A 26,081-nucleotide genomic window follows, 5' to 3' on the forward strand; every position below is an offset into this window, starting at 1 on the left:
GGTGACCGAGAACCTGAGCCCGATAACCAAAACGCCGGAGTACAAGTACTGCGCGGTTAACGTTGAGCGGATTGCCGACCAGCGCGCCGCCGAACAGTACGTCATTGATGAGTACAGTAAGCTGAAAGCCCGCCTGCGCGAAAGCGCGATGGGCTAAGTCAGACCGCTTTCCCGGAGGGGCGCGCCGCGCCTTTCCGGGCGACGGATCGGTCCCCCCGCTGGCGCAACGCTCGGCGGCGGGACACATTTATCGCCCCGGTTTCATCACGCCTGCTTAGCGCCTGTCATTTTCTTCTCTTACGCCTCCCTTTATACTGTTAGCTGTATCCCTAATAGATAATAAAAAATGAAATACCTCTATTTATTGCTGGCGCTGGTCTCCCTCGCCGCAGGCGCCATGGAACCAGGCAGTCAGTACAAACAGCAGGCTGAATCGGGCGACCCGCGCGCGCAGTACTATCTCGCCGATACCTACGTCAGCTCCGGCGATTACCCGCAGGCCGAATACTGGGCGCAGAAGTCGGCGGAAAGCGGCGATGGCGACGCGCTGGCGCTGCTGGCGCAGCTGAAGATCCGCAACCCGCAGAACGCCGATTACAAGCAGGCCAGGCAGCTGGCGGAAAAGTCGGTGCAGGCGGGAAGCAAGGCCGGGGAGATCGTTCTTGCCCGGGTGCTGGTTAATCATCAGGCCGGCAAGCCGGACTATTCGCACGCCATCACCCTGCTGCAGGACGCGGCCCAGGACCCGGAAAGCGACTCCGCCGTTGACGCGCAGATGCTGCTCGGGCTGATTTACGCCAGCGGCGTGCAGATTGCGGAAGATGACGCCGCGGCCACGCTCTATTTTAAACGCAGCTCCTCGCTGTCCCGCACCGGCTACGCCGAGTACTGGGCGGGGATGATGTTCCAGCAGGGGGAGAAAGGCTTTATCGAGCCCAATCAGCAGAAGGCCCTGCACTGGCTGAACGTCAGCTGTCAGGAGGGGTTTGATACCGGATGCGAGGAGTTTGAGCGGATAACCAAGGGGTAGCCTCTTCGCGCCCGGATGGCTTTTTACGGTGGTTTGGGCGAAGGCGTGTGTTGTGGCTAGCGCTGTAGCGTAAGTTCTGTGGAATGTGAACGGAACTTAAAACACGGCCTTCGCCCAAACCACCGTTGACTGGAATCCCCTGCCCTACGATAAAAAAACCCGGCGCATGGCGCCGGGCTTGCTGTTTCACCGCGCGCTTACTGCGCGGTCTTATCAAATTTACCCAGCACCTCACGTTCGTACGCCAGCGCTTTCTTACGGTCAAATTTGTGCTCCCACTTGGCGATAACCAACACCGCCAGGGCATTCCCCACCACGTTCAGCGCGGTACGCGCCATATCGAGGATACGGTCAACGCCGGCAATAAAGGCCAGGCCTTCCAGCGGGATCCCGACGCTGCCCAGCGTCGCCAGCAGCACCACGAAGGAGACGCCCGGCACGCCGGCAATCCCTTTCGAGGTCACCATCAGCGTCAGCACCAGGGTAATCTCCTGCCACAGCGACAGGTCAATCCCGTACAGCTGGGCGATAAAGATCGCCGCAATACTCTGGTATAGCGTCGAACCGTCGAGGTTAAAGGAGTAGCCGGTCGGCACCACGAAGCTGGTAATTGAGGCCGGCGCGCCGTAGGCCTCCATCTTCTCAATAATACGCGGCAGCACGCTCTCGGAGCTGGCGGTAGAGTAGGCGAGGATCAGCTCGTCTTTGAGGATACGGATCAGGGTCCAGATGCTCAGGCCGCAGACCCGTGCGACCAGCCCCAGCACCACCAGCGCAAAGAACAGAATCGCGAAATAGACCAGAATCACCAGCTTGGCCAGCGGCCACAGGGAGGCGAAGCCGAAGGTAGCGACGGTCACGGAGATCAGCGCAAATACCCCCACCGGCGCGTAGCGCATCACCATGTGCGTCACTTTGAACATGGTCTCGGAAATAGAGCGGAAAACGGTCACCAGCGGCTCACGATGCGTTGCCGGCAGCGAGGAAAGGCCGAGACCAAACAGCACCGAGAAGAAGATAATCGGCAGCATATCGCCCTTGGCCATCGAGGCGACGATATTGGTCGGCACCAGCGACAAAATCGTCCCCATCAGGCCGTGCGCGTGGCTTTGCACTTCCGCCGTCGTACTTTGGTATTTCGAAATATCGACCGCCGCCAGCTGCGACATATCAATGCCGGTGCCCGGCTGGAAAACGTTGGCCAGGGTGATCCCCAGCACAATCGCCACCGTGGTGATCACTTCAAAATAGATAATCGTTTTGGCACCAATGCGGCCCAGCTGCTTAGCGTCGCCGACGCCCGCAATCCCGACCACCAGCGTCGAAATCACAATCGGCACCACGATCATTTTGATCAGGTGGATAAAGATGTCGCCCGCCGGCGTCAGGAGGTTCGAGATTAACCAGTCACGGCTTTCGGCGTGGTAATGCAGATAACTGCCCAGGAGTATGCCCAGCACCAGGGCCAGCAAAATTTGCCAGGCCAGGCTGACTTTTGTTTTTTTCATCACTACAGACTTCCTCAATGAAAGGCACCATTACCGGAGGTAATGTTACCCACTGAAAGGGGTATGAATTGTGTTGCGTTGCTCTATGGGGTTTTTTAACGCGCGATATGAGTATCATTTGCACGGCATGCTGCGCAAGCCTTTAAGAACAGGCCTTTACTCTGGTTTTATGCATAAAGCCGCTAATTTCCCCCACTTACATTGCATAAGTATCTGTTATAAAAAAATTTTAATCGATTCCATTTCTATAAATTCACTGACGAAATTATTCCACTTAAAAGTTTCATTTGATTAATTTTCATTCAGTTGAATTAATGCGTGATCTGTCCCCCAAATAGCAAACAAAGCGCGCAAAGCCCCTACTATTAACGTTTATTTGACATATATTTAACAACCTACAGGAGAAAAAAAGCCATGAGCCAAATACATAAACACTCTATTCCCGCAAATATTGCGGACAGCTGCCTGATTAACCCGGAACAGTACAAGGCGCAGTATCAACAATCCGTGACCGACCCCGACGCGTACTGGGGCGAGCAGGGTAAAATTCTCGACTGGATACGGCCCTATACGCGCGTGAAGAACACCTCGTTTGCCCCGGGCAACGTCTCTATCAAATGGTATGAGGACGGAACGCTGAACCTGGCGGCCAACTGTCTCGATCGCCACCTCGCGGAGCGCGGCGACCAGACGGCCATCATCTGGGAAGGCGACGATGCCAGCCAGAGCAAGAAAATTACCTATCGCGAGCTGCATCGCGACGTGTGCCGCTTTGCCAACGCCCTGCTCGGCCTCGGGATTAAAAAAGGCGACGTCGTAGCTATCTATATGCCGATGGTGCCCGAAGCGGCAGTTGCGATGCTGGCCTGCGCGCGCATTGGCGCCATCCACTCGGTTATTTTCGGCGGCTTCTCGCCGGAAGCGGTTGCCGGGCGCATCATCGACTCCAGCTCGCGGCTGGTGATCACCGCCGACGAGGGCCTGCGCGCCGGTCGCGCCATTCCGCTGAAGAAAAACGTCGATGACGCGCTGAAAAATCCTAACGTTACCAGCATTGAAAACGTGGTCGTCCTCAAGCGCACCGGGGGCAAAACGGAATGGCACGAGGGTCGCGACCTGTGGTGGAGCGATCTGCTGGAAAACGCCAGCGACCAGCACCAGCCGGAAGAGATGAACGCCGAAGACCCGCTGTTTATCCTCTATACCTCCGGCTCAACCGGCAAGCCGAAAGGCGTCCTGCACACCACCGGGGGCTACCTGGTGTATGCGGCAACGACCTTCAAATACGTATTCGACTATCATCCTGGCGATATCTACTGGTGCACCGCCGACGTGGGCTGGGTAACCGGCCACAGCTACCTGCTGTACGGCCCGCTGGCCTGCGGCGCGACGACGCTGATGTTCGAAGGGGTACCAAACTGGCCGACTCCGGCGCGCATGTGCCAGGTGGTGGATAAGCACCAGGTCAGCATCCTGTATACCGCGCCGACGGCGATCCGCGCGCTGATGGCCGAGGGCGATAAGGCTATCGAAGGCACCGACCGCTCTTCCCTGCGCATTCTGGGCTCCGTCGGCGAGCCGATCAACCCGGAAGCCTGGGAGTGGTACTGGAAGAAAATCGGCAACGAGAAATGCCCGGTGATGGACACCTGGTGGCAGACCGAAACCGGCGGCTTTATGATCACCCCGCTGCCGGGCGCCATTGAGCTGAAGGCCGGCTCCGCCACCCGTCCGTTCTTCGGCGTTCAGCCGGTAATCGTCGATAACGAAGGCACGCCGCTGGAAGGGGCCACCGAGGGCAACCTGGCCATCGCCGACTCCTGGCCAGGCCAGGCGCGTACCCTGTTCGGCGACCACGAGCGCTTCGAGCAAACCTACTTCTCCACCTTTAAAAACATGTACTTCAGCGGCGACGGCGCGCGTCGCGACGAGGATGGCTACTACTGGATAACCGGCCGCGTGGACGACGTGCTGAACGTTTCCGGCCACCGTCTGGGCACCGCAGAAATTGAATCGGCGCTGGTTTCACACCCGAAAATCGCCGAAGCGGCGGTGGTCGGCATCCCGCATAACATCAAAGGTCAGGCCATTTACGCCTACGTCACGCTGAATCACGGTGAAGAGCCGACGCCGGAGCTGTATGCAGAAGTGCGCAACTGGGTGCGTAAAGAGATAGGCCCGCTGGCCACCCCGGACGTGCTGCACTGGACCGATTCGTTACCGAAAACCCGCTCCGGTAAAATCATGCGCCGCATCCTGCGCAAGATTGCCGCCGGTGACACCAGCAACCTCGGCGATACCTCAACGCTCGCCGATCCTGGCGTGGTGGAAAAACTGCTCGAAGAGAAGCAGTCCATCGCAATGCCGTCGTAAATACGTACTGAATCCCTACACCCTCTCCCCAATCGGGGAGAGGAGATAAACATAAAACCTTCCTAAGGATTCCAGGCAGCAGGAAAGCGGTAAGCAGGCAGATTCCCGACGGTTTACCGTCGGGCGGACGCGTGCTGCCGACGTCTCGCGCGTGGATGACGAAAGGAATACCTCTGGAGACGCTAAGATGAATGATCAAATTTGTCAGCGGATAGAAAATAGTGCGCATTTCAGGGAGTTAGTTGCAACCCGGCAAAGGTTTGCCGCCATCTTGTCACTGATCATGCTGGTTATCTATGTCGGCTTCATTTTGCTTATCGCCTTTGCCCCCGGCTGGCTGGGTACGCCGTTGCACGCGGGAACCAGCGTCACCCGCGGCATCCCCATCGGCATTGGCGTCATCGTTATCTCCTTCCTGCTCACCGGCGTTTACGTCTGGCGGGCCAACGGCGAATTCGATCGTCTGACGAAAAGCGTTCTCAAAGAGGTGCAGGCATCATGAAGAAAGTTCTGACGGCGCTTGCCGCCACGCTCCCGGCTGCCGCAAACGCGGCCGATACGATCGCCGGCGCGGTCCAGCGCCAGCCGACAAACTGGCAGGCGATTATCATGTTCCTGATCTTCGTCGCCCTGACGCTCTATATCACCTGGTGGGCGTCAAAACGGGTACGCTCGCGCAGCGATTACTATACCGCCGGGGGGAACATCACCGGCTTCCAGAACGGGCTGGCGATTGCCGGCGACTTTATGTCCGCCGCCTCCTTCCTCGGGATCTCCGCGCTGGTTTATACCTCCGGCTACGACGGGCTGATTTACTCCCTCGGCTTCCTGGTCGGCTGGCCGATCATTCTGTTCCTGATTGCCGAACGCCTGCGCAACCTCGGACGCTATACCTTTGCCGACGTCGCCTCCTATCGCCTGAAGCAGGGGCCAATCCGTACCCTCTCTGCCTGCGGTTCGCTGGTGGTGGTGGCGCTGTATCTGATTGCGCAGATGGTCGGCGCGGGCAAGCTTATCCAGCTGCTGTTCGGCCTTAACTACCACGTTGCGGTGGTGCTGGTCGGCGTGCTGATGGTGCTATACGTGCTGTTTGGCGGCATGCTGGCGACCACCTGGGTACAGATCATTAAGGCGGTTCTACTGCTTTGCGGCGCCAGCTTTATGGCCTTTATGGTCATGAAGCACGTCGGCTTCAGCTTCAATAACCTGTTCAGCGAAGCGATGGCGGTCCATCCAAAAGGGGTGGCGATCATGAGCCCTGGCGGGCTGGTGAAAGACCCGATATCGGCGCTGTCGCTTGGGCTGGGGCTGATGTTCGGTACCGCCGGTCTGCCGCATATTCTGATGCGCTTCTTCACCGTGAGCGATGCGCGCGAAGCGCGTAAAAGCGTATTCTACGCCACCGGCTTTATGGGCTACTTCTACATCCTGACCTTTATTATCGGCTTCGGCGCCATCATGCTGGTTGGCGCAAATCCGGCGTTTAAAGACGCTGCGGGCGCGCTTATCGGCGGCAACAACATGGCGGCGGTGCACCTCGCTGACGCGGTGGGCGGTAATCTGTTCCTCGGCTTTATTTCGGCCGTGGCCTTCGCCACCATTCTTGCGGTGGTTGCGGGCCTCACCCTGGCCGGGGCCTCGGCGGTCTCCCACGACCTGTACGCCAACGTCTTCCGTAAGGGCGCCAGCGAGCGCGACGAGCTGCGGGTATCGAAAATCACCGTGCTGATCCTCGGCGTAGTCGCCATTCTGCTGGGGATCCTGTTCGAAAATCAGAACATTGCCTTTATGGTCGGACTGGCGTTCTCGATTGCCGCCAGCTGTAACTTCCCCATCATTCTGCTGTCGATGTACTGGTCGAAGCTGACCACCCGCGGGGCGATGATTGGCGGCTGGCTGGGGCTGCTGACCGCCGTTATCCTGATGATCCTCGGCCCGACGATTTGGGTGCAGATCCTCGGCCATGAGAAGGCTATCTTCCCGTACGAGTACCCGGCGCTGTTCTCGATTGCCGTTGCCTTTATCGGTATCTGGTTCTTCTCCGCCACCGATAACTCGGCGGAAGGGCTGCGCGAACGCGAGCTGTTCCGCGCCCAGTTTATCCGCTCGCAGACCGGTATCGGTATCGAACGCGGCCAGGCGCATTAAGCCTCTTAACCCCGGCCGTTCGGCCGGGGTTCATCAGAACATCAGCAGGCGCACCAGCGGCGCCGCCAGCACCATCACCACTCCAGACAGCATCATCACCAGGCTGGCGACAACGCCCTCCTGCGGCCCGAGCTCGTAGGAGCGCGCGGTTCCTGCGCCGTGCGAGGCGGCGCCGAAACCCGCCCCTTTCGCCATCCCTTCTCGAATCGACAGGCGCAAAAACAGCACATCGCCGATCGCCATACCAAATACCCCGGTGACCACCACAAACAGAGCGACCAGATCCGGCTGACCGCCGAGGGGCCGGGCCGCGGCCAGCGCAAAAGGCGTGGTGACCGAACGCACCGCCAGGCTGCGCTGAATCTCATCGGAAAGGGTGAACAGGCGCGCCAGCCAGACCGAGCTGCAGACCGCCACGATTGAGGCCGTCACCACCCCGGCGCTCAGCGACATCCAGTGGCGTTTAATAATCGCCAGGTTGTCATATACCGGCACGGCGAAAGCGATCGTCGCCGGCCCCAGCAGCCACAGCAGCCAGTGGGCCTCCCCCATATAGCTTTGATACGAAATATGGCCAAAGACCAGAATCAGCACCAGCAGGATTGGGGTAAAAACCAGCGGCATCAGCGGCAGCTTGTGGAAGCGGCGATAGAGGCGCTTATTGGCAAAATAGAGCACCAGCGTCACGATCAGGCACAGAATGCTCAGATGGAGATCACTCATGCTTCATCCTGCTGATTTCATAGCGATAAACTTTATCCACCACCCACGCCGTGGCGCCCAGCACCAGCGTCGTGCTCAGCGCGATCACCAGCAGAATACGCCAGCCGTCCACCATCAGCAGCTGGGTGTAGTTGACCACCGCCACCACCGCCGGCACGAAGAACAGCAGCATTTCCGCCAGCAGCCAGCGGGCGCCGGCGCGCACCCAGTTCAGCGGGATAATCCGACAGACGATAAGCGCCAGCAGCATCAGCATGCCGACCAGATTTGCCGGGAGCGGCAGGTGCAGCCAGTTAACCAGATATTGAGCGCAGACAAAGAGTCCGGCATAAACCAGTACCTGAACCGGTACCTGAAGGCGTTGCATAACGAAGGGGGTAACGCGAGCTGGCGCGAAGGCCATGAGCGATATTCCTGAAAAAGAAGCCAGGCGAGCAGTATAGTGAGCCGCCAGGTTGGACAGAAATGAATTAAAATCATCACAGGTATAGTCTCAGGGAATAATTATGGATATCCGCACGCTGCGTTATTTTGTCGAAGTCGTCCGTCAGCAGAGCTTCACCCGCGCGGCGGAAAAACTGTTCGTCACGCAGCCCACCATCAGCAAGATGCTAAAAAACCTCGAAGATGAGCTCAACTGTACGCTGCTTATTCGCGACGGCCGCCGGTTGCTGCTAACCGATACCGGCCGGGTGGTTTTCGAGCGCGGGCAGGCGATTTTGGGCGAATTCCGCCAGCTGGAATCGGAGCTTAGCGATATTAATCACCTGCATAAGGGCATTCTGCGGCTGGGTATCCCGCCGATGGTCGGGATGCTGATGGCCGAGCCGATCGGCCTGTTTCGCCAGCGCTATCCGGGCGTAGAGCTGAAAATTGCCGAGTTCGGCGGCCTGACCGTGCAGCAGGCGGTCAGCAACGGCGAGCTGGATCTGGCCATGACGGCGCTGCCGGTCGATGAGGAGAGCGGCCTGGCGACGCTGCCGCTGTTCAACCATCCGCTGTGCGTGCTGGCGCCGAGAACGGCGCAGTGGGAGGCGGTTAGCTCGCTGTCGCCGCAGGCGCTCGCCGCCCATCCGCTGGTTATCTATAACGAAGATTTCGCCCTTAGCCAGCAGCTGATGCAGCTGTTTACCGACCATGACGTCAAGCCCCGCATCGCGGTGCGCAGCGGGCAGTGGGACTTCCTCGCCGCGATGGTTCAGGCGGGAATTGGCGTGGCTATCCTGCCGCAGCCGATTTGCGAGCGCCTCGACGCCCGACATTTTTGCACGATCCCTCTGCAGAGCGAGCTGCGCTGGGAGCTGGGGATGATTTGGCGGGAGGGGGTCTATCTGTCGCATAGCGCCCAGGCGTGGCTGGCGTGCAGTAAAAGCTTCTGGCTCAATGAGTAAGCGCCCGGAGGCGACGCGTTGCGCCGGTCCGGGCTACCAACTACAGATCAGCCAACCGCACGGCCCCGACGGGGCGCGGCGGCGATTATTGATCTTCGATTAACAGCGCTTCCAGCAGGTCAAGGTCGTGCAGCAGCTTCTGCAGCGTCTCGTTGCTGATCTGGCGGGTGGCGCGCAGATGGTACAGCTCGCCGCGCTCTGAACGCAGCGCCGCCAGGCGGAACCGGCGCTCAAGCTGCTCTTCGAGGATCGAGGTTTCCACGTCGTTACGGCCGTCGACCCGCCGGCGCAGGTTACCGATCACCCGCGAGCTGACCTCCGTCAGCAGCTGGTTATCGATATTCTCTTTGGTATCCGCCGCCAGCCGCTCCTCCATTTTTTGAATCGCCACGATCGCCACGTCCGCGGTGGCGGCGCGCGCCAGGCGCTCCTCTTTACGCTGCTGGACATGGTCGGTCGACTCAATGTGGCGCAGCAGGATCGGTAGCGCAATCACGCCGACAAACAGCGAGAACAGGATGACCCCGGCGGCAAGGAACACCAGCTCATAGCGCGCAGGGAAAACGTCGCCGCTCGGCAGCAGCAGCGGTATCGACAGCACGCCGGCGAGGGTAATCGCCCCGCGTACCCCGGCGACCGAGGAGATCAGCAGCTCGCGGGTGGTCCAGGAGCCAAACTCCATCGGCTTGTTCTTCAGGAAGCGCTGGCTGAGCTTGCGCATCGTCCACAGCCAGCCAAAGCGGACCAGCATCAGGGCGGCGTAAATCAGGATAATATCGGTAAACAGCATCCAGGTTTCGACGTTGGGATCCGCCTCCGCCGCCACCAGCGAGCTCGACAGGATATCCGGCAGCTGCAGGCCTAACAGCAGGAACACCATGCCGTTAAACACGAACTCCAGCATCGCCCAGGTGCTGTTGGCGCGCAGGCGCATCGCCAGCGGCGCGGTGCGCATCACCCCGGAACGGGTGATGGTCATCCCCGCCGCGACCGCGGCCAGAATCCCGGAAAAACCGATGTGTTCAGCGATCAGGTAGGAGGCAAACGGCAGCAGGAACAGCAGCACAATCTGCGTTGCCGGCTCATCGCCGCCCCAGCGGCTGAGGAAGCGCATCGAGCGCCCGTAGAGCCAGCTGACGACAAAACCGGCGAGGATGCCGCCTATCGCCACCTTGAAGAACTCGACCGTCGCACCGCCAACGGTAAAGACCATCGTGCCCATCGCCACCGCGACGGCAAACTTCAGCGAGACCAGGCCGGAGGCGTCGTTCATCAACGCTTCGCCCTGCAGTATCCCCATAATTTTTTTCGGGATCCGCCCTTCGCCGACAATCCCGGAGAGCGCCACCGCATCGGTTGGCGACAGCACCGCTGCCAGCGCAAAGGCCGGGATCAGCGGAATGCCCGGGACAATCCAGTAGATGAGGTAGCCAATCCCCACCACCGTGACCAGCACCAGCGCCAGCGCGAGGCCAAAAATCTCTCGCCCGTGCTCGATGAACTCGCGGGTCGGCGTCTTCCAGCCGTCGGCAAAAAGCAGCGGCGGAATAAAGAGGACCAGGAAGAGCTCGGGGTCGAATTCGACGTGCAGCCCGAACGTAGGCCAGGCCAGCAGCGCGCCGATGGCAATCTGGATTAAAGGTAGTGGAACCTGAAAGGGCAGTACGCGTGTAACCACCCCGGAGAGAGAGACCACGAGGGTCATGATGAGTATGGTAAAGAATATTTCCATGTGTTCCCTGTTTGCTGCGTGTTCTTATTTTACATCTGAGGCGTCATGTCTCGAAATGATACGCTACCCAGATTAACGCAAAAGGAAACAGGATGTGGCTTAAAAATTAAACGGGCGGCCTGAGCCGCCCGCCGTCAGCATAAATCGCTTAAATCGCCCAGCCGCCGGCGTAGAAGATAACCAGCGCCGCGGCAATGATCACGGTGCCGAGGTTCAGCTTGCGCCACTCCCCGGAGACCAGACGGCCAATAACCAGCGACGCGAAGCCGATCATGATGCCGGTAACGATGTTGCAGGTCAGCACGATAAAGACCGCGGTAATCAGCCCCGCCATCGCATCGACAAAATCGTTGAAATCAATCTTCGCCACGTTGCTCAGCATCAGCAGGCCGACGTACATCAGCGCCGGAGCGGTGGCGTAGGCGGGAACCAGATAGGAGAGCGGGGAAAGGAACAGGATCAGCAGGAACAGCACGCCAACCGTCACCGCGGTCAGGCCGGTTTTACCGCCGGCAGCGGTACCCGCAGCCGATTCGATATACACCGCCGCCGGCGCCGCGCCGACCAGGCCGGAGAAGACGCTGCTCAGGGAGTCGGTGGTCAGCGCTTTACCGCCGTTGATGATCTGCCCGTCTTTGTCCAGCAGGTTCGCCTGCCCCGCGACCGCGCGGATGGTGCCGGTGGCATCAAATACCGCCGTCATCACCAGCGCCAGCACGCTCGGCAGAACGACCGGGTTCAGCGCGCCGATAATATCCAGGCTGCCGATCAGCGAATTGCCTTTATCGTCGCTCAGCGACGGCATGGCAAAAATACCGGAGAAGTGAACGTTAGGGTCGAAAATCAGGCCCACGATCGACACGCCAATAATGGTCAGCAGGATGCCGCCCGGTACCTTCAGCTTTTCGAGGCCGATAATCACCGCCAGCCCCACCAGCGACATAATCACCGGGAAGCTGTCGAAGTTACCCAGCGCCACCGGCAGGCCGTCCAGCGGGTTCTTAATCACCAGGCCCACGCCGTTGGCGGCGATCAGCAGCAGGAACAGGCCGATACCGATACCGGTGCCGTGCGCAACGCCCTGCGGCAGGTTGCGTAAGATCCAGCTACGAATGCCGGTCGCGGAGATAATGGTAAACAGCACGCCCATCAGGAACACGGCGCCCAGCGCAACCGGAATGCTGATTTGCTGCCCCAGCACCAGGCTGAAGGCGGTAAAGGCGGTCAGCGAGATAGCACAGCCGATTGCCAGCGGCAGGTTGGCCCACAGCCCCATCACCAGAGAGCCCACGCCCGCCACCAGGCAGGTGGAGACAAACACCGCTGCCGGTGGGAACCCGGCTTTACCCAGCATGCCCGGTACCACGATTACCGAGTACACCATGGCGAGAAAAGTGGTTAAACCTGCAAGAATTTCCTGACGCACGGAGCTGCCGCGAGCCGAAATTTTAAACCAGGCGTCTAATGAACCGCCGGTACGCGCTGAAGGCGTAGACATAGAAAACTTCCCCTGAGAATTTTTATCATTCGTCGGTATGCGTGGTGGACCATCCACTGCCAGTTCAACGCGATCTCCTTGTGCTAGATATCGCAGCGCCAGGGGGGCTGCAAAAAAAGCAAACGTTTAACTCCGCGCATACAATACGGTGGTCAAAATTACTTTACTCACCCCCTGTTAGCAGGATAAATAGCGAGCAAAATAATAAGGCAAACGATTATCCAGCCTTTAGATGGCCCTTTTCAACTGAAGTTTGTCGTATTTCGCTAAATTTCGCTTATGACGTTCAGGAAATAACCAGCCGATGCGCAAACGTTATCGTCTATGCGCAATCTGCTAACATTTTTGTATTGCGCTGATAGCAATTCGCCTCGGCCATCGTAAAAGGTGATGCCTCAGGCACCCGGTAGCGTAAAGGGGCCGCCGCGCTCGATGGCGCGCTGCCAGGCCGGACGCTGCTCGATACGCTGCGTCCAGCGGGCGACGTGCGCAAGTCCGTCAATTCCGCCGCGCGACTGCAGCGCCAGCAGCGGAAAGCTCATCTGGATATCGGCCATGCTCAGGTTTTCGCCCGCAAACCACGGCCATCGGGAGAGGTGATCTTCGATAAAGCCGGCGTGGGTGGCAATCTGCCGGTCCAGCCAGGCCTTCTGCATCCCCTTCCCCAGCGCACCGCCCAGCGTGCGCATGCCGAACGGCACCGGGGCCTTGCCGAGGCTGGAAAAGACCAGCTTCATCAGCATCAGGGGCATCAGCGAGCCTTCGGCATAGTGCAGCCAAAAGCGGTACTGCAGCCTGTCCGCCATCGCCTGCGGCCGCAGCTGCTGCGTGCTATCGTAGGTTTCCTGCAGATATTCGAGGATCGCCCCGGACTCCGCCAGCACGTAGCCGTTGTCCTCCACCACCGGGGATTTGCCCAGCGGGTGAATGTTTTTTAACTCCGGCGGTGCCAGCATATTTTTCTGCCGCGGATAGCAGACAATCTGATAGGGCAGCAGCAGCTCTTCCAGCGCCCAGAGCACGCGCTGCGATCGCGATTGATTAAGGTGATGTACCGTCAGCATGGGTCTCTCCCGTCGTTTGTTCAAATTAACTATAGGAACTGGCGGTGAATGACGGGAAAAATTCGCCAAAATAAGCGGGTGGATTTAAGGTGATGTGCCACAATTAAGGTGTCGGCGCAATCCGGAACCTCCATCAACTTGTTGCGCAATACTGAGGGGAGCCGACGTCGGGGGAAACCCTCCTGTGAACCAGCGGGATAGAGCGAAAGACAAAGACCGGAAAACAACTAAAGCGCCCTGTTGTGGCGCTTTAGTTTTTTAATCATCCTCCAGCAGCCGCGCGCCGGTCCCCTCTTCACCCAGCATGTCCCCGGGGTTACGCAGCGGACAGTCCCGTCGCGACAGGCAGCCGCAGCCGATGCAGCCATCCAGCTGATCGCGCAGCGCGGTCAGCGTATGAATGCGCCGGTCCAGCTCTTCCCGCCACACCGACGACAGCTGCTTCCACTCTTTGGCGCTTAGGTTGTGCCCTTCGGGCAGCACGCCAAAGGCATCGCCGATAGTCGCCAGCGGAATGCCGATGCGCTGCGCAATCTTGATAATCGCCACCGCGCGCAGCACGTCGCGACGATAGCGCCGCTGATTGCCCGGATTGCGCTGGCTGTGAATCAGCCCTTTGCTTTCATAGAAATGGAGGGCCGAGACGGCAACGCCGGTACGTTTTGCCACTTCGCCAGGGGTCAACAGCATTTTAATACGGGGTGATTTCTTTTCCATAAAGCGCTTTACCTCAAGTTAACTTGAGGAATTATACTCGCCCGCAGACAAAACGACGAATCGAGAATTGAGAGAGAGGCCGCTTTATGTCCCATCAGGATATTATCCAAACGCTTATTGAATGGATTGATGAACATATCGATCAACCACTTAACATTGATGTAGTCGCCAAAAAATCGGGGTACTCGAAGTGGTATCTCCAGCGGATGTTCCGCGCCGTTACGCATCAGACGCTGGGTGATTACATTCGCCAACGTCGGCTGTTACTGGCCGCTGAAGCCCTCAGAACCACCCAGCGCCCGATTTTCGATATCGCGATGGATCTGGGCTACGTCTCGCAGCAGACGTTTTCACGGGTGTTCCGCCGGGAGTATGACCGCACGCCCAGCGACTATCGCCATCAGATTTCTGCCTGACGACTTTGCGCGCAGGCGTTAAGCCGCGCTGGTGCCTTAACCAGCCACTGCTTAAACTCCTGCACCGGCATCGCCTTCGCAAAATGCCAGCCCTGGCAGTAGCGGACGCCGCGCTTGTGTAGCCACTTCACCTGGTCCAGCGTTTCGACGCCCTCGGCCACGGTTTTCAGGTGCAGGCTGCGCGCCATCTCAATAATATGCTCGGCGATCATGTGGCTGGTGCCGCGGGTCGTCAGCGTATCGATAAAGGATTTATCGATCTTGAGAATGTCCACGTTGAGCGAAGAGAGGTTATGCAGGTTGGAGTAGCCGGTGCCGAAATCGTCGATGGCGACTTCATATCCCGCCTCGCGAAACGCCTGAATGACCGGCGTCGTTTTCTGCACGTCAATAAAACCGCGCTCGGTCACTTCGATTTTAATCTGGCTGATGCATACCCCGTGACTTTTCGCCTTTTCGCTAATTTGGCTAATCAGCCGCGCGGAGTGGAAATCCGTGGCCGAGAGGTTAATCGCGACGTACAGCTGCGGATGGCTGGCGAGAAATTCGCCCAGATCGGCAAACACTTCATCCACGACGTAGTCCGTCACCTGCGCAATCAGCCCTTCGTTCTCCGCCAGCGGAATGAACTCCGCCGGGCTCATCACAGGGCCATCGCATCCGGGCCAGCGCAGCAGCGCTTCTGCCCCGACGCAGCGGTTCGTTTTAATATCGACGATCGGCTGATAGTGCAGGCACAGCTGGCGACGGCTCAGCGCGCGCTGCAGCCTGCTGCGCGGGGAGTGGTACTGCCGCCGGATGCGTAGCCACAGCGTTAACATCAGCCCGCTACCAATCAGGCCCAGCGGCAAAGTGAGCACGATCTGGTCATATAAATTTTGATAATAGCCCACGCGCGAGGTGGACATGATCACCGCGATAGGGCGGTTCGCCGAATGGGCAACGGTGTATACCCGGCGATCCTGCTGGAAAAAGGTGTCTTCGCTGCGGATCAGCGGACGTAACGCCGCGGCGTCGGTATTTTTGCTGACGGAGAAAAACTGATTCGTTTTGGTATCGAACAGACCGTAGGCTAAATCTCTATCGCTGGATATTAACGCACTATAGGAAAGTGGATTAATAACCGCAACATAGTGACCGCGCTGCATATAGGTCATGGCAAAACCGGGATAGAACGGCGTATCGCGATAGTAATAGATGGCGACATCCGGCTTTTTTATATAATTAGCCGTCTCAACATGCCAGACCGTATCGGGATGAACGGCGGTTGAGCAAAAGAAATCAGCGCCTTCCGCATAGACTAAATCTTCGACGTAAAGCAGGCTGCGAACAATATCCAGCATATATCGCTGGTGCTGCGGCGAACATATTATCCCCTGATATTGCATGGCCTTTTTACGCGCCTGCTCGACCTCATGAATAACCATTTCGGTTTTCTGCAGCGCCAGTTGAGAAAACGAGCGGAGCTGGTCGTTGGTTTCCACCCTGGCCCGGTGTTGGGCAAGCCACAAGGCCAGCACCACTGGCAGCAGGATAACCAGGGCAATACCAAATATTTTCAACGCCTTATGCGGCGCGCTACGACTCATTTCCGCTTTTTATCCATGCGATACGCCTTAATCACGGTAACAGTCCACAATGGCAGATGCCTGCGCCTATACAATGCCGGTCATTTAGGCATTCGGCTATTGAGGGTAAAAACCCCACAGCCGATAATGATGAATAATACTAACTTATAGAACAATCGAGAAACATTCTCGACATAATGAGAGCGGCACCGCTTTCTGATTCGGTTTATCCGTATGATTACCGCGAACAGGTAATAAAACCAGTAGATATAAGCCTGGCAAAAAAACAGTCCATCGTATTAATACATTAGCTTCAGCATCATGGCGGGTATGGCTATGGCGCACCGCGCCGTTAACCACAACATTTAAATGGTTTATAAGCACATAAAAAACGCAATTTTTGGCTGGTGAATAAAAGAACAAGTGTGATATAGTTCACACATCCTAATGAAACGGAAACATTGTTTCATTATACGTTTTTTCGCCCGTCGATAGCCAGAGCGCCACGTCATCGTTAGTCTCGCCAGGTTGTCAAAGGCCCCCGACTTTCTTTGAGGATCAGGTTAATGGCTTCCATTACTACCAGTGTCATACTCCTGCGCTGGCCGCTGCTGAGCGCGGTGCTGATGTTTTTAGCCAGCTCGATGAATATTCAGCTGCGTAAAAGCGACTATGCCGGCTTAGCGGTGATCTGCAGCTGCCTGGGGCTGGCCGCCGCCTGCTGGTTTGCCACCGGCCTGCTCGGTATCACGCTGATCGACGTTGCCAAAATCTGGGGCAACATTAAAGACGTCATGGTGGAAGTGATGAGCCAGACGCCGCCAGAGTGGCCGATGATGATGACCTGATAGTAAAAACGCTTCCCACCGGGAAGCGTTTTTACTGGCGAGTAGCCTGAGCGCTATTTGCCCATTTTTGCCAGCATTTCCGGGCGCATAAATTTATGAATAACCAGCATAAACAGCAGCGACGGCAGTAATAAAATCAGCGCGGTAATAGACGACACCTGATAGTTTCCCGACATGCTGGCGTTGTATAGCAGCAGAGGCAGCGTGGTGATATCCGGCGCGCCGACAAAAAAGGTGCCGGTGAACTCGTCCAGCGACTCCAGAAAGACAAAAATACTGGCGGCAATAATCCCCGGCGATGCCTGGGGCAAAACGATATGCCAAAACGTATACACCGCCCCGGCCCCCAGATTGCGCGACGCTCTTGCCAGCAGCGGATCGACCGCCGAGAACGCCGCCACGCAGATCCATACCGAATACATCAGCCCGTGCACGCTGTGCACCAGCACCACGCCGGCCACGGTGCCGTTGAGCCCCCACTGATAGAAAAGCCGGGCAATATTCATATATACCGTCAGGTTAGGGAACGCCTGCGGAATAAGAAACAGCAGCATAAAGCCCACCCGCAGCGGCATCCCTCGCCGCGATAACGCATAGCCGGCAGGGATCGAAATCAGCAGGCACACCAGCACCGACAGCACGGCAATCAGCACGCTGGTCAGCAAAGAGCCCGAAACATCGCTATAGGGGCTGAACACCTGATACCAGTATTTCAGCCCCCACTGGCTGGGCAGGGCATGGGGAAAGAACCAGCTTTCGGCCACCGTCCAGATAAGCAGATTCAGCAGCGGACCAAACATCGCCAGCAGCATCAGAACCAGCAGCAGCGTCTGCAGCGGCAGGCTGGCGCTCAGCTTTCTCCGCCCTTTCGCCAGCAGCGTCGCAGGTGGTGTCATCGTAACCTCCTTCATTATTCTCCCCCTTTTTGGCGCAGGCTGTGGCGCAGATAGAACCACGACAGCGCGCCGCAGATAAGCAGCGACACGACGCCCAGAGCGTTAGCCACGGCGTAATCCCCGTAGGAGTTCACGCGAAACGCCATATCAACGGTGATCATCGTCGGCGTACCGACGCCTATCATCAGCGGCACCGACAGCACCGACATCATGGTGACGGTCGAGAGCACCAGCGCCACGCCGATGGCGGGCAGCACCTGCGGCAGAATAATATCGAACAGGATCCGCGGGCGAGAGGCGCCCAGGTTGCGCGCCGCCAGAATTTGCGACTGCTCAAGCGCCGCCATTGCGCCGCAGATAAGCAGCGTGGCGAACGCCAGCTGCTTCCAGACGAAGGTGATAATGATGCCCTTCCAGCCCAGCCAGGAGAGAGTCTCCATCGGCGTGAGCAGATCGCTGGCAACCAGCGCATTGTTCATTAAACCGTTTTTGGCCAGAAAGGTGCGCATCATCTGCGCCGCAACGATAAAAGGAATAAACAGCGGCAGACGATATAAAAATGCCAGCATCTGTACGATCGGCCGGCAGGAGGACAGGGTAATCACTGCGGAAAGGGTGATGGAAATCAGCGCCAGCAGCGCCACGGAGCTCAGCACGACGATCAGCGTGAACAGAATATCGGTGGAATAGAGCGCATAGACTTTGCGAAAGTGGGCCAGGGTCAGCCGCTGCGCATCGTCGGTAAAGGCGGCAATCAGCGAGAAGCCCAGCGGATATAAAAACAGCACGGCAATGGTCAGCGCGGCGGGAGCCACCAGCAGCAGATATTTCAGCGAAATACGCATAGCAAACCTGATATCAGCGAGGAGAAACGCCCGGGTCGACGCGCGGCCGCCCCGGGCATCGACGAAGATTAGTTGGCGACCTGGCTTTCGTAGCCTTCTTTAATATCGTCAAAATAGGCGGTAATCGGGAAATTCTTGCCGTATTCCGCCAGCGCCTGCGGCGAGATCTCCGCAAACAGCTTTTGCCACGTCCCCGCGTCCAGCTGCGGCTTAACGTGCTGCGCATCGATGCCGGGATACCAGTTAAACTGCTTCACGATCCCCTGCGCCTGCACCTCCGGGCTGGTCGCCAGCTCGATAAACTCGTGCGCCAGCTGCGGATTCGCCGCCTTCGCCGGGGTCACGTAATACATCGGCTGACCCGGCATGCCCGGCGCCAGTAGGGAGAGCTTGATCGACGGCGGCAGCTTCCCCTGATCCTTCCAGCTATAGAACATATCCACCCATACCGGCCCCATAGCGATCTCCCCGCGGGTCAGCATATCGAGCGTCCCGGCGTTGCCCGGCGTGAAGGTGACGTTTTTATTAAAAGCCTTCAGCTTTTCATAGGCCTGGCCCCAGTTTTTCTCCACGCTTTTATCGTACGGCAGGGAGGAGAGGCGCTGGGCGTCGGTGCCGTAGGCGTACATCCAGCCCACCACGAAGCTGACCCCGGACATGCCGTTTTTGATCCCGTTATAGCCGAAGGCCTGCGGGTTTTTCTGCGCCCAGGCCACCAGCTCATCGTAGGAGGCCGGCGGGGTTTTGATCGTCTCGCTGTTCCAGGCAATGGCGGTCTGGCTTAAAAACATCGGCATCACGTAGCCGTCGACGTTAACCCCGAGGGCATTTTTAGCGTTGTCGGCGCTGACCAGGCTGCCGGTCTTAATCTGCTGGCGGTACTTCTCTAATAACCCCTTCTCCACCAGCTCGCCGCCGGCTTTTTGATGCACCACGGCGACGTCAATATCCCAGCTGCTGGCGCCGCTCTCCTTCTGCGCCGTCAGCTTTTCGATAATTTTGTTCGAGCCCGCATCCCCCGGCCCGGTACCGATAACCTGCACCTTGACGCCCGGATGCGCGGCCTCAAACTTTGGCCCCAGCCAGGTTTTTACGTAATCCACCATATTCTGATCGCCCGCCGTCGCGACGTTCAGGATGGTATCGGCCTGCGCGCCGTAGCTCAGGAGTACGGCGGTCGCCAGCGCAACGTTTGTTTTAGTAAACATGGTTTATCCCCAGAATGAACACGATGATGTCAACTTGCATGAGATGAAGGAAAAATATGCAGCGCCGGCGTCGGCACGTGCAGCCTGACCGGGGAGCTGGCGGGCCAGCAGCGGGTAGAGTCCGCCAGCAGCAGGCGATCGCGGCAGCGCACGCTGTGGCGATATAAATGGCCGAGGAAGGCGCTTTGTTCGACGATGCCGTCGAGGGTCAGCCCCTCCTGCGGCGCGCTATCCGCGACTGAAAGGAGCGCCGCGTCGGTGCTGCGGAAATAAATAACCTGTTCGCCAGAATCGGTAGCGGAATATGCCTGTGGGCTGCGCCAGTGAATACCGTCGAGGGTGCGGATATCACGGCTATTTATTTTATTATCGGCCCCCATAAAATCGGCGACAAAAGGCGTGGCCGGACGCTGATATATCTCTTCCGGCGTCCCTAACTGCTCAATCCTGCCGTTATTTAATACGGCAATACGGTCAGCCATCACCAGCGCTTCCTGCTGGTCATGGGTGACGATTAATGAGGTAAAGCCGAGCTTCTTTTGCAGCGCTTTTATTTCATGGCGGACGTTAAGGCGGACTTTGGCATCCAGATTGGAGAGCGGTTCATCCAGCACCAGCACGTCCGGTTCAATCGCCAGGGCGCGCGCCAGGGCAACCCGCTGACGCTGGCCGCCGGAAAGCTCGGTCACTTTCATTTCCGCCAGCCCCGAGAGGTTGACTATCTGCAGCAGCTCCGCCACCCGGCGGTCGATATCGTCGCGCCGCCACCGGCGCAGCTTCAGGCCATAGCCGATATTGCGAGCCACCGTCAGATGCGGCCACAGCGCATAGCTTTGAAAAACCATCGTAATATTGCGCTGCTCCGGCGGGCTATGGGTGATATCCCTGCCGGCGACGACGATCTCCCCGCTCTGCGCCGGGATAAAGCCGCAGAGCGCATTGAGCAGCGTGGTTTTCCCGCAGCCCGATGGCCCCAGCAGGGCGATCATCTCCCCCTTCTCTACCGCCAGGTCGATATTATGCAGGACAACCTTATCGCCGTAGCTAATTCTCAGGCTGGCAATGTGCAGATAGCTCATATTCGGTACCCAAAACTCTTCTGTAGGCATTTTTTATTTATTCGCGCCAGGATGAACACGTGTTCATTTGGCTGTAAAAAAAATGCAACCTTGACTCGACATGATGTGAGCCTACTTTGTCGGGTATTTGTGACAATTTAATTAAGTGCGAAAATTTTTTGGCGAGGGTAAATGAAAATAGACGTTCTCGGCTGCGGTAGCGCCTTCTCAGAGAGCCAAAATACCTCTGCGCTGCGCGTTATTGATAATAACAATCGCCAGTGGCTGATTGATTGCGGCCCCACCATCCCTCGCGCCCTGTGGCAGCGCGGAGGCAATATTAACGATATCGATGCCATTTACTTCACCCACGTCCACCCGGATCACTGTACCGGCCTGACGGCGCTGCTCAACTACTGGAAAAGCTTTTCCCGCCACAAGCCGCTGATTATCTACAGCCAGCCGCAGCAGCGTCCGGTGCTGATGCAGCTGGCGCAGCTGGCAAACTGGCCGGACACCGCGCTGTGCTTTGCGATTGAGTGGCGCGACGCCACCCCGGCGTGGACCTGGCACGACTGGCAGATCCGCACCGCCGAAACCCAGCACGAGCTCAGCAACCGCGCAATTCGCATCACCCTCGCCGGGAAAAGCCTGTTCTACAGCGGCGACGGCCGGCCGACGGCGCAGTCGATCGCGCTGATGGCGGGGTCGGACCTGGCGTTCCAGGAGTGCGCCTCGCTCACCGCCCTGAGCGACGACGCCTCCCACGGCGATTTCCCGGCCTGCCTGGCGCTGTTTCAAACGCTGGCGCTGCCCGCCATGGGGCTCTATCACTGCTACGACGCGATCCTGCCGGCGCTGCGGGTAGCCTGCCGGCCGTGGAACGGGTTGTTCGTCAGCCAGGACGGCTTACAATACGATCTTCATCAGCCACCGCGTAGCGGCGAGGAAAGCCCGGCATGAGCGCACTTCCCCGAAAACAGAGCATTACCGCCGAGGACGTTGCCCGCCGCGCCGGCGTCTCGCGCGCGGTCGTTTCCCGCGCGCTGAGCAATAACGGCAGCATCTCGCCCGCCGCCCGCGAGCGGGTGCTGCGCGCCGCAGAAGAGCTGGGCTATCAGGTCAACTTTCTCGCCCAGGGGCTCAACCGCCGGCGCAGCCATCTGATCGGGGTGATCGTTTCCCGCATCAACGATCCGTTTCGCAGCAGCCTGCTCGACGGGCTGCTGAGCGAGATCCAGCGCCGCGATTTTCAGGCGCTGGTCAGCGAGATCCGCAGCGAGCAGGATCTGGCCCAGACCCTTCGCCGCTTCGCGCAGTTTCGCGTGTCCGGGGCGATCGTCACCTCCGGCCAGCCGCCCGAGTCGCTGGTCTACGAGTTCGCCCAGCAGCAAATTCCGGTCGTCGGCATTAACCGCCAGCCGAATATTCCCGGCGTCGACTACGTCTGCTCGGACAATGCAGCCGGGGCGGCGCTGGCCGCGAAGCAGCTGGTGGCAGCCGGCTGCCGCCGCTTTGGCTGGCTAAACCATCGCCACTCGACCTGGGCCGGACAAATGCGCGGGGAAGCGTTCTATCAGGCGCTCAGCGAACTTGGGGTGGATACGCGGCGCGATCTTCAGCCGCTGCTTGCCACCCTTGAGGGCTACGAGGGCGGGCTGCAGGCCGCCGCCGCCGCCGACGACGCGCTGGAGGGGATTTTTTGCGCCAACGCGCAGCTGGCCTGCGGCTTTCTTGACGGCATGCGCCAGCGCGGCAAAGAGGCCCCGACGGATTTTCAGCTCATCGGGTTTGATAACACGCCGCAAACGGCACAGTACAGCTACCGGCTCACCACCCTGCATCAGGACGTGGCGGAGATCTCCCGCCAGGCGCTCACCCGCCTGCTGGAGAGGGCCAGCGATCCGCTCCAGCCTTCACGCACCACGTGGGTGAAGGTCGATTTAATTCACCGGCGCACGTCGCCATCAACCACATAAGAGCCAGGCTATGACCGAAGAACAGCAGCAGTCGCTATGCAGTTTGATTCGCCAGTTGGGGACGCGCGCGCAGGAGCTGCGCGATGCGGGACTGCAGGTGGATAAAAAAGCGCGCCAGGATTTTGTTTCCCAGGCCGACGTTTTCGTCGAGCAGGAGATCAAGGCCTGGCTGGAGGCCCATCGCCCGGAGGACGGTTTTCTCGGCGAAGAGAGCGGCCTGCGGGCCGGGAAGCAGGGAACCTGGGTCATTGATCCTATCGACGGCACCACCAACTATATTCTGGGCATGGATTACTGGTGTATTTCTCTGGCCTGGGTCAGCCAGGGCGTGCTGGAGCTGGGAATTATCTACGCCCCGGATCGCAACGAGTTTTTCTTTGCCCGCCGCGGCGAAGGCGCATTTCTCAACGATAAGCGCCTGGCGCTGCGCGAGCCGGACCCGGAAACGGTGGTGATTGGCATGGGGCGCTCCAGCCGGGCGCCTGCCGCAAACTACGCCCGCATGCTTGAGCGGGTGATTGACGCCGGTATGGAGTACCGCCGCTTTGGCGCCGGGGCGCTGATGCTGGCTCACGTCGCCGCCGGCCAGGTGCACGCCTATTATGAGGCGCATATGAACAGCTGGGATGCGCTGGCGGGTATCCTGCTGATCGTCGAAGCGGGCGGCGCGAGCAGCGACTTTCTGGCCAACGACGGCCTGCTCAGCGGTAACCTGGTGCTGGCCGGCTGCCCCGAGGTTCAGTCGCGCCTGATGGCCCTGACGGGCAGCTAACCGCCCGCCGATGGCGACGGGCAGTCGTTGGATATTTTGATAAATTGATCGTTGTAAATTATGTACTTGTCGCCAGGCTGGCGCAGCGCGGCCTGGCGCACCACGTCGCCTGGGCGTAGGTACCAGGCGTCGCCGTCCTCTTCCGTTGCCCCACATCCGGGCTTAATCAGCAGCTTAAACCAGGTGTTGCCGCTGTTGCTGACGGTGCCCGCCCGGCGGTCAAAGGCCCATTTAAAATCGACCTGACGCGGACGCACCGCCAGGATAGTCTCCACCACCACCACCGGGTCGATGCTCACCGCCGCCCCGGCGGTATTGCGCTCGACACGGTTGCGGGTAGGGATTTCACGAAACGAGACCCGATAGTAGCGCTCGCGGTTGTCCTGCGGCCCGTGATAGTAGAACTTAAAATATTCCCCCTCCCCCGCCTGCAGGGTCAGCTGGCGCGGCGCAAAGAGCAGCTCGCCGTCCGCCGGACGGGAGCGAACCTCTTTCCCGCCAGGACGGTCGATGCCGACCACCGAGACCTGATACAGGCGCGCGCTCTTGTTATTATTCAGCACCCGCTTGGCGGCAAAGCTCTCCTCCGCCCCCAGCGAGAAGGTCAGGTTACCGACCGATATGGCCTCTCCGACCGCCGGCAGGCAGAGGGCCAGCAGCCACGCCATCGCGCGTATCGTATTAGTTAACATTTCGCCACGTCGCCTGAACCCGAATTTCACCTGAAGCGCTCACTTCCCCGAACCAGCCGTCATCATCAATCGTTTTCAGCGAGATCGCGTCATTCATCGGGATGGAGAACCTGACCGTGGTTTTATTCATCACGCCAGGATCGCCTGAAGCATCGTTCCACGGCGTGCTCATCCACAGCGCATCGGTCATGTCGCGCCAGCTATCGTCGCAGCCGGCATCGTAGGTTTTGTTGCCGCCGCTTTGCGTCGTGAAGGTCAGCGTCGCCGGGAAAGGGACTTTCGTCGTATTGTCCGCGGAGCTGAAGATGCAGTATGAACGCCCGCCGATGGTCTGCGCCGGGCCGTTAACCTTGATCAGCACCTCATCGGCGGCGGTCCTGCCGCTGGTGGTGACGATATAGCCAAAATCCAGCGAGGGCTTGCCCTGCCCGACGTAGCCCTCGCGGCTCGGCGCGCTGGTGTACTCGTCGGAAATAATGCTGATGCTGAAATCACGCGGCTTGATAACCAGCGAGTTGGAGGTAGAAAACTCATACCAGCCGGACTCCGGCGACGTAATGTTCTGGAAGCGGAAGTTAAACAAATCTTTGGTATTAATATCGCTGATCCCCAGCGCGACCATCTGCTTAAAGAAGTTATTCGAGAAGAAGATGTAAATGGAGTCAGAGGACTTCATCTCATTGAAATTGTAGTAGTAGGAGATACCGCTCACCGGCTTCCACGAATTGCCGTTGAGGCTGAACTGCATATCATAGATGCCCACCGCGGAGACCAGAGACGAATTGCTGATGGCGGGGAAAATATGGATAGAGGTATTGCTCAGACCGTTGTTTTCCAGAGCATAGTTAACCATCTTGCAGCTCAGGCCGGAGCGGGTGCCGATGGTTTGGGCATGGCAGTTGGTGCTCCCCTCGCCGAGCGTCGGCACTCCGTCGGTGTTGATAAACACCTCGGTAAGGGAGTGGGTATTGAGCAGCCTTAAGTTGGCGGCCTTGGTATGGGTGACCTTGCGGGTATACCAGCTCCCCGAAGCCTGATCCCTGCAGCGCGCCCCGCTGCTGGCATCGTACTTAACGGACGTCTGGCAGCCGTTGATGGTCATCGAGAAGCTGCCGCCTACCGGCATCTGTTGGAGATACTGATAGAAGGCGTCGGATAGCATCCCGTGCATCCATTTAGCCCCGCCGGAGGTCACCGTCACGCCGTAGAAACCGCTCGCATCCAGCGCCGGCGCCTGAATCAGGCTGGTTGCCATATCGCAGCCGACGTACCAGTTTATACAGCGCAGGCCGCTCAGCGGGTTGGATACCGGCGAGTTCTCCAGCCACATGTCGAACTGCCAGTTGGCGTTCAGCACCGTGTTGTAGCCGTTATCGATATAGCCCAGGCTCTGCTGATAGATAGTGCCGGTACCGGTATACTTCAGCCCGGTCCAGCGGCTGCCGCCGGTCAGGCGCGGGTCGAGCGCGCCGCCGGGGGTGACGAAGTAGTTATCGTCAGAGTTGTTTTCCACAAACACATACTGCATCGCCGCCGCGTCGGGCCAGTTCGTTTTGGTCACCGCCGCAGAGGCCCGCGTCATTGCGCCCAGGGCGAGCACAATCGCCAATAGCGC

The 26,081-nt window shown here is 58.8% G+C and carries 24 protein-coding genes and 1 pseudogene; 11 read left to right on the top strand and 14 right to left on the bottom strand.

Annotated features, from left to right (window positions below; all coding sequences use genetic code 11):
• Nucleotides 1-157 (top strand): annotated as a pseudogene (locus EDF75_RS24735) (formate dehydrogenase); the annotation flags it as partial.
• A 189-nt stretch (nt 158-346) separates the two neighbouring features.
• Nucleotides 347-1,030 (top strand): tetratricopeptide repeat protein, encoded by a 684-nt coding sequence (locus EDF75_RS24740; RefSeq protein ID WP_133601218.1) that lies wholly within the window; start codon nt 347-349, stop codon nt 1,028-1,030.
• 197 nt (nt 1,031-1,227) lie between these two features.
• Here the strand turns inward: EDF75_RS24740 and gltP are convergent, their stop codons facing one another.
• Nucleotides 1,228-2,538, bottom strand: coding sequence for a glutamate/aspartate:proton symporter GltP (gene gltP, locus EDF75_RS24745; protein WP_133601219.1), 1,311 nt, complete (start codon nt 2,536-2,538; stop codon nt 1,228-1,230).
• A gap of 414 nt (nt 2,539-2,952) precedes the next feature.
• On the opposite strand from gltP, the gene acs reads away from it, so the two are divergent.
• The 3 genes from acs to actP all read left to right on the top strand — a co-directional run bounded on the left by acs (nt 2,953) and on the right by actP (nt 7,059).
• On the top strand, nt 2,953-4,911 hold the full coding sequence (gene acs / locus EDF75_RS24755) for an acetate--CoA ligase (protein WP_045853422.1): 1,959 nt from the start codon (nt 2,953-2,955) through the stop codon (nt 4,909-4,911).
• A 187-nt stretch (nt 4,912-5,098) separates the two neighbouring features.
• Nucleotides 5,099-5,413: a DUF485 domain-containing protein gene (locus EDF75_RS24765; protein WP_045853423.1), complete on the top strand. Its 315-nt coding sequence runs from the start codon at nt 5,099-5,101 to the stop codon at nt 5,411-5,413.
• Nucleotides 5,410-7,059, top strand: coding sequence for a cation/acetate symporter ActP (gene actP / locus EDF75_RS24770; RefSeq protein WP_133601220.1), 1,650 nt, complete (start codon nt 5,410-5,412; stop codon nt 7,057-7,059). The genes EDF75_RS24765 and actP overlap by 4 nt, the downstream gene beginning before the upstream one ends.
• A 33-nt stretch (nt 7,060-7,092) precedes the next feature.
• Here actP and EDF75_RS24775 read toward each other — a convergent pair whose 3' ends face one another.
• Both EDF75_RS24775 and EDF75_RS24780 read right to left on the bottom strand, forming a co-directional pair.
• A complete protein-coding gene (locus EDF75_RS24775) occupies nt 7,093-7,782 on the bottom strand; it encodes an LrgB family protein (protein ID WP_041143637.1) in 690 nt (229 codons plus the stop codon).
• Complete coding sequence (locus EDF75_RS24780) at nt 7,775-8,185, bottom strand: CidA/LrgA family protein (RefSeq protein WP_133601221.1); 411 nt, start codon at nt 8,183-8,185, stop codon at nt 7,775-7,777. Before EDF75_RS24780 ends, EDF75_RS24775 begins: the two co-directional genes overlap by 8 nt.
• Before the next feature lie 103 nt (nt 8,186-8,288).
• Between EDF75_RS24780 and EDF75_RS24785 the strand changes: the two genes are divergently transcribed.
• A complete protein-coding gene (locus EDF75_RS24785) occupies nt 8,289-9,173 on the top strand; it encodes a LysR family transcriptional regulator (RefSeq protein ID WP_133601222.1) in 885 nt (294 codons plus the stop codon).
• 85 nt (nt 9,174-9,258) lie between these two features.
• Here the strand turns inward: EDF75_RS24785 and EDF75_RS24790 are convergent, their stop codons facing one another.
• The 4 genes from EDF75_RS24790 to soxR form a co-directional block, all read right to left on the bottom strand.
• Nucleotides 9,259-10,905, bottom strand: coding sequence for a Na+/H+ antiporter (locus EDF75_RS24790; protein ID WP_045853428.1), 1,647 nt, complete (start codon nt 10,903-10,905; stop codon nt 9,259-9,261).
• A 148-nt stretch (nt 10,906-11,053) separates the two neighbouring features.
• On the bottom strand, nt 11,054-12,403 hold the full coding sequence (locus tag EDF75_RS24795) for an NCS2 family permease (protein ID WP_045853429.1): 1,350 nt from the start codon (nt 12,401-12,403) through the stop codon (nt 11,054-11,056).
• 395 nt (nt 12,404-12,798) lie between these two features.
• Nucleotides 12,799-13,467 carry a glutathione S-transferase family protein gene (locus EDF75_RS24805; protein ID WP_133601223.1) on the bottom strand — a complete coding sequence of 223 codons (669 nt, stop codon included), beginning with the start codon at nt 13,465-13,467 and terminating at the stop codon, nt 12,799-12,801.
• Between the two features lie 258 nt (nt 13,468-13,725).
• Nucleotides 13,726-14,184, bottom strand: coding sequence for a redox-sensitive transcriptional activator SoxR (gene soxR, locus EDF75_RS24810; protein ID WP_133601224.1), 459 nt, complete (start codon nt 14,182-14,184; stop codon nt 13,726-13,728).
• Between the two features lie 86 nt (nt 14,185-14,270).
• Between soxR and soxS the strand changes: the two genes are divergently transcribed.
• Nucleotides 14,271-14,600, top strand: coding sequence for a superoxide response transcriptional regulator SoxS (gene soxS, locus EDF75_RS24815; RefSeq protein ID WP_041143630.1), 330 nt, complete (start codon nt 14,271-14,273; stop codon nt 14,598-14,600).
• On the opposite strand, the gene EDF75_RS24820 is transcribed toward soxS, so the two are convergent.
• Entirely contained in the window at nt 14,585-16,189 is a 1,605-nt protein-coding gene (locus tag EDF75_RS24820; RefSeq protein ID WP_133601225.1) for an EAL domain-containing protein, read from the bottom strand. The genes soxS and EDF75_RS24820 overlap by 16 nt on opposite strands.
• Nucleotides 16,190-16,734: 545 nt before the next feature.
• Here EDF75_RS24820 and EDF75_RS24825 point away from each other — a divergent pair.
• Nucleotides 16,735-17,016 (top strand): YjcB family protein, encoded by a 282-nt coding sequence (locus EDF75_RS24825; protein ID WP_133601226.1) that lies wholly within the window; start codon nt 16,735-16,737, stop codon nt 17,014-17,016.
• Between the two features lie 53 nt (nt 17,017-17,069).
• Here EDF75_RS24825 and EDF75_RS24830 read toward each other — a convergent pair whose 3' ends face one another.
• The 4 genes from EDF75_RS24830 to EDF75_RS24845 all read right to left on the bottom strand — a co-directional run bounded on the left by EDF75_RS24830 (nt 17,070) and on the right by EDF75_RS24845 (nt 21,044).
• Complete coding sequence (locus EDF75_RS24830) at nt 17,070-17,912, bottom strand: ABC transporter permease (protein WP_133601227.1); 843 nt, start codon at nt 17,910-17,912, stop codon at nt 17,070-17,072.
• 14 nt (nt 17,913-17,926) lie between these two features.
• On the bottom strand, nt 17,927-18,757 hold the full coding sequence (locus EDF75_RS24835; protein ID WP_123709977.1) for an ABC transporter permease: 831 nt from the start codon (nt 18,755-18,757) through the stop codon (nt 17,927-17,929).
• Between the two features lie 68 nt (nt 18,758-18,825).
• Nucleotides 18,826-19,965: an ABC transporter substrate-binding protein gene (locus EDF75_RS24840; protein ID WP_133601228.1), complete on the bottom strand. Its 1,140-nt coding sequence runs from the start codon at nt 19,963-19,965 to the stop codon at nt 18,826-18,828.
• Between the two features lie 29 nt (nt 19,966-19,994).
• Nucleotides 19,995-21,044, bottom strand: a complete 1,050-nt coding sequence (locus EDF75_RS24845) for an ABC transporter ATP-binding protein (protein WP_133601274.1) — start codon at nt 21,042-21,044, stop codon at nt 19,995-19,997.
• A gap of 171 nt (nt 21,045-21,215) precedes the next feature.
• On the opposite strand from EDF75_RS24845, the gene EDF75_RS24850 reads away from it, so the two are divergent.
• From EDF75_RS24850 to EDF75_RS24860, 3 genes are read left to right on the top strand one after another with little or no spacing between them, the layout of a single operon-like run.
• Nucleotides 21,216-21,986 carry an MBL fold metallo-hydrolase gene (locus EDF75_RS24850; protein WP_133601229.1) on the top strand — a complete coding sequence of 257 codons (771 nt, stop codon included), beginning with the start codon at nt 21,216-21,218 and terminating at the stop codon, nt 21,984-21,986.
• Nucleotides 21,983-23,002 (top strand): LacI family DNA-binding transcriptional regulator, encoded by a 1,020-nt coding sequence (locus EDF75_RS24855; RefSeq protein WP_133601230.1) that lies wholly within the window; start codon nt 21,983-21,985, stop codon nt 23,000-23,002. The genes EDF75_RS24850 and EDF75_RS24855 overlap by 4 nt, the downstream gene beginning before the upstream one ends.
• A 10-nt stretch (nt 23,003-23,012) precedes the next feature.
• Nucleotides 23,013-23,774 (top strand): inositol monophosphatase family protein, encoded by a 762-nt coding sequence (locus EDF75_RS24860; protein ID WP_133601231.1) that lies wholly within the window; start codon nt 23,013-23,015, stop codon nt 23,772-23,774.
• On the opposite strand, the gene EDF75_RS24865 is transcribed toward EDF75_RS24860, so the two are convergent.
• Together EDF75_RS24865 and ecpD are read right to left on the bottom strand one after the other, a co-directional pair.
• Nucleotides 23,771-24,466, bottom strand: a complete 696-nt coding sequence (locus EDF75_RS24865; RefSeq protein ID WP_133601232.1) for a fimbria/pilus periplasmic chaperone — start codon at nt 24,464-24,466, stop codon at nt 23,771-23,773. The two genes, EDF75_RS24860 and EDF75_RS24865, sit on opposite strands and share 4 nt — an antisense overlap.
• On the bottom strand, nt 24,456-26,048 hold the full coding sequence (ecpD, locus tag EDF75_RS24870) for a fimbrial adhesin EcpD (protein WP_076947886.1): 1,593 nt from the start codon (nt 26,046-26,048) through the stop codon (nt 24,456-24,458). The genes EDF75_RS24865 and ecpD overlap by 11 nt, the downstream gene beginning before the upstream one ends.
• Nucleotides 26,049-26,081 lie beyond the last annotated feature (33 nt).

This window comes from Klebsiella sp. BIGb0149 (genome assembly GCF_004362605.1).
Taxonomy (GTDB): domain Bacteria; phylum Pseudomonadota; class Gammaproteobacteria; order Enterobacterales; family Enterobacteriaceae; genus Klebsiella; species Klebsiella terrigena.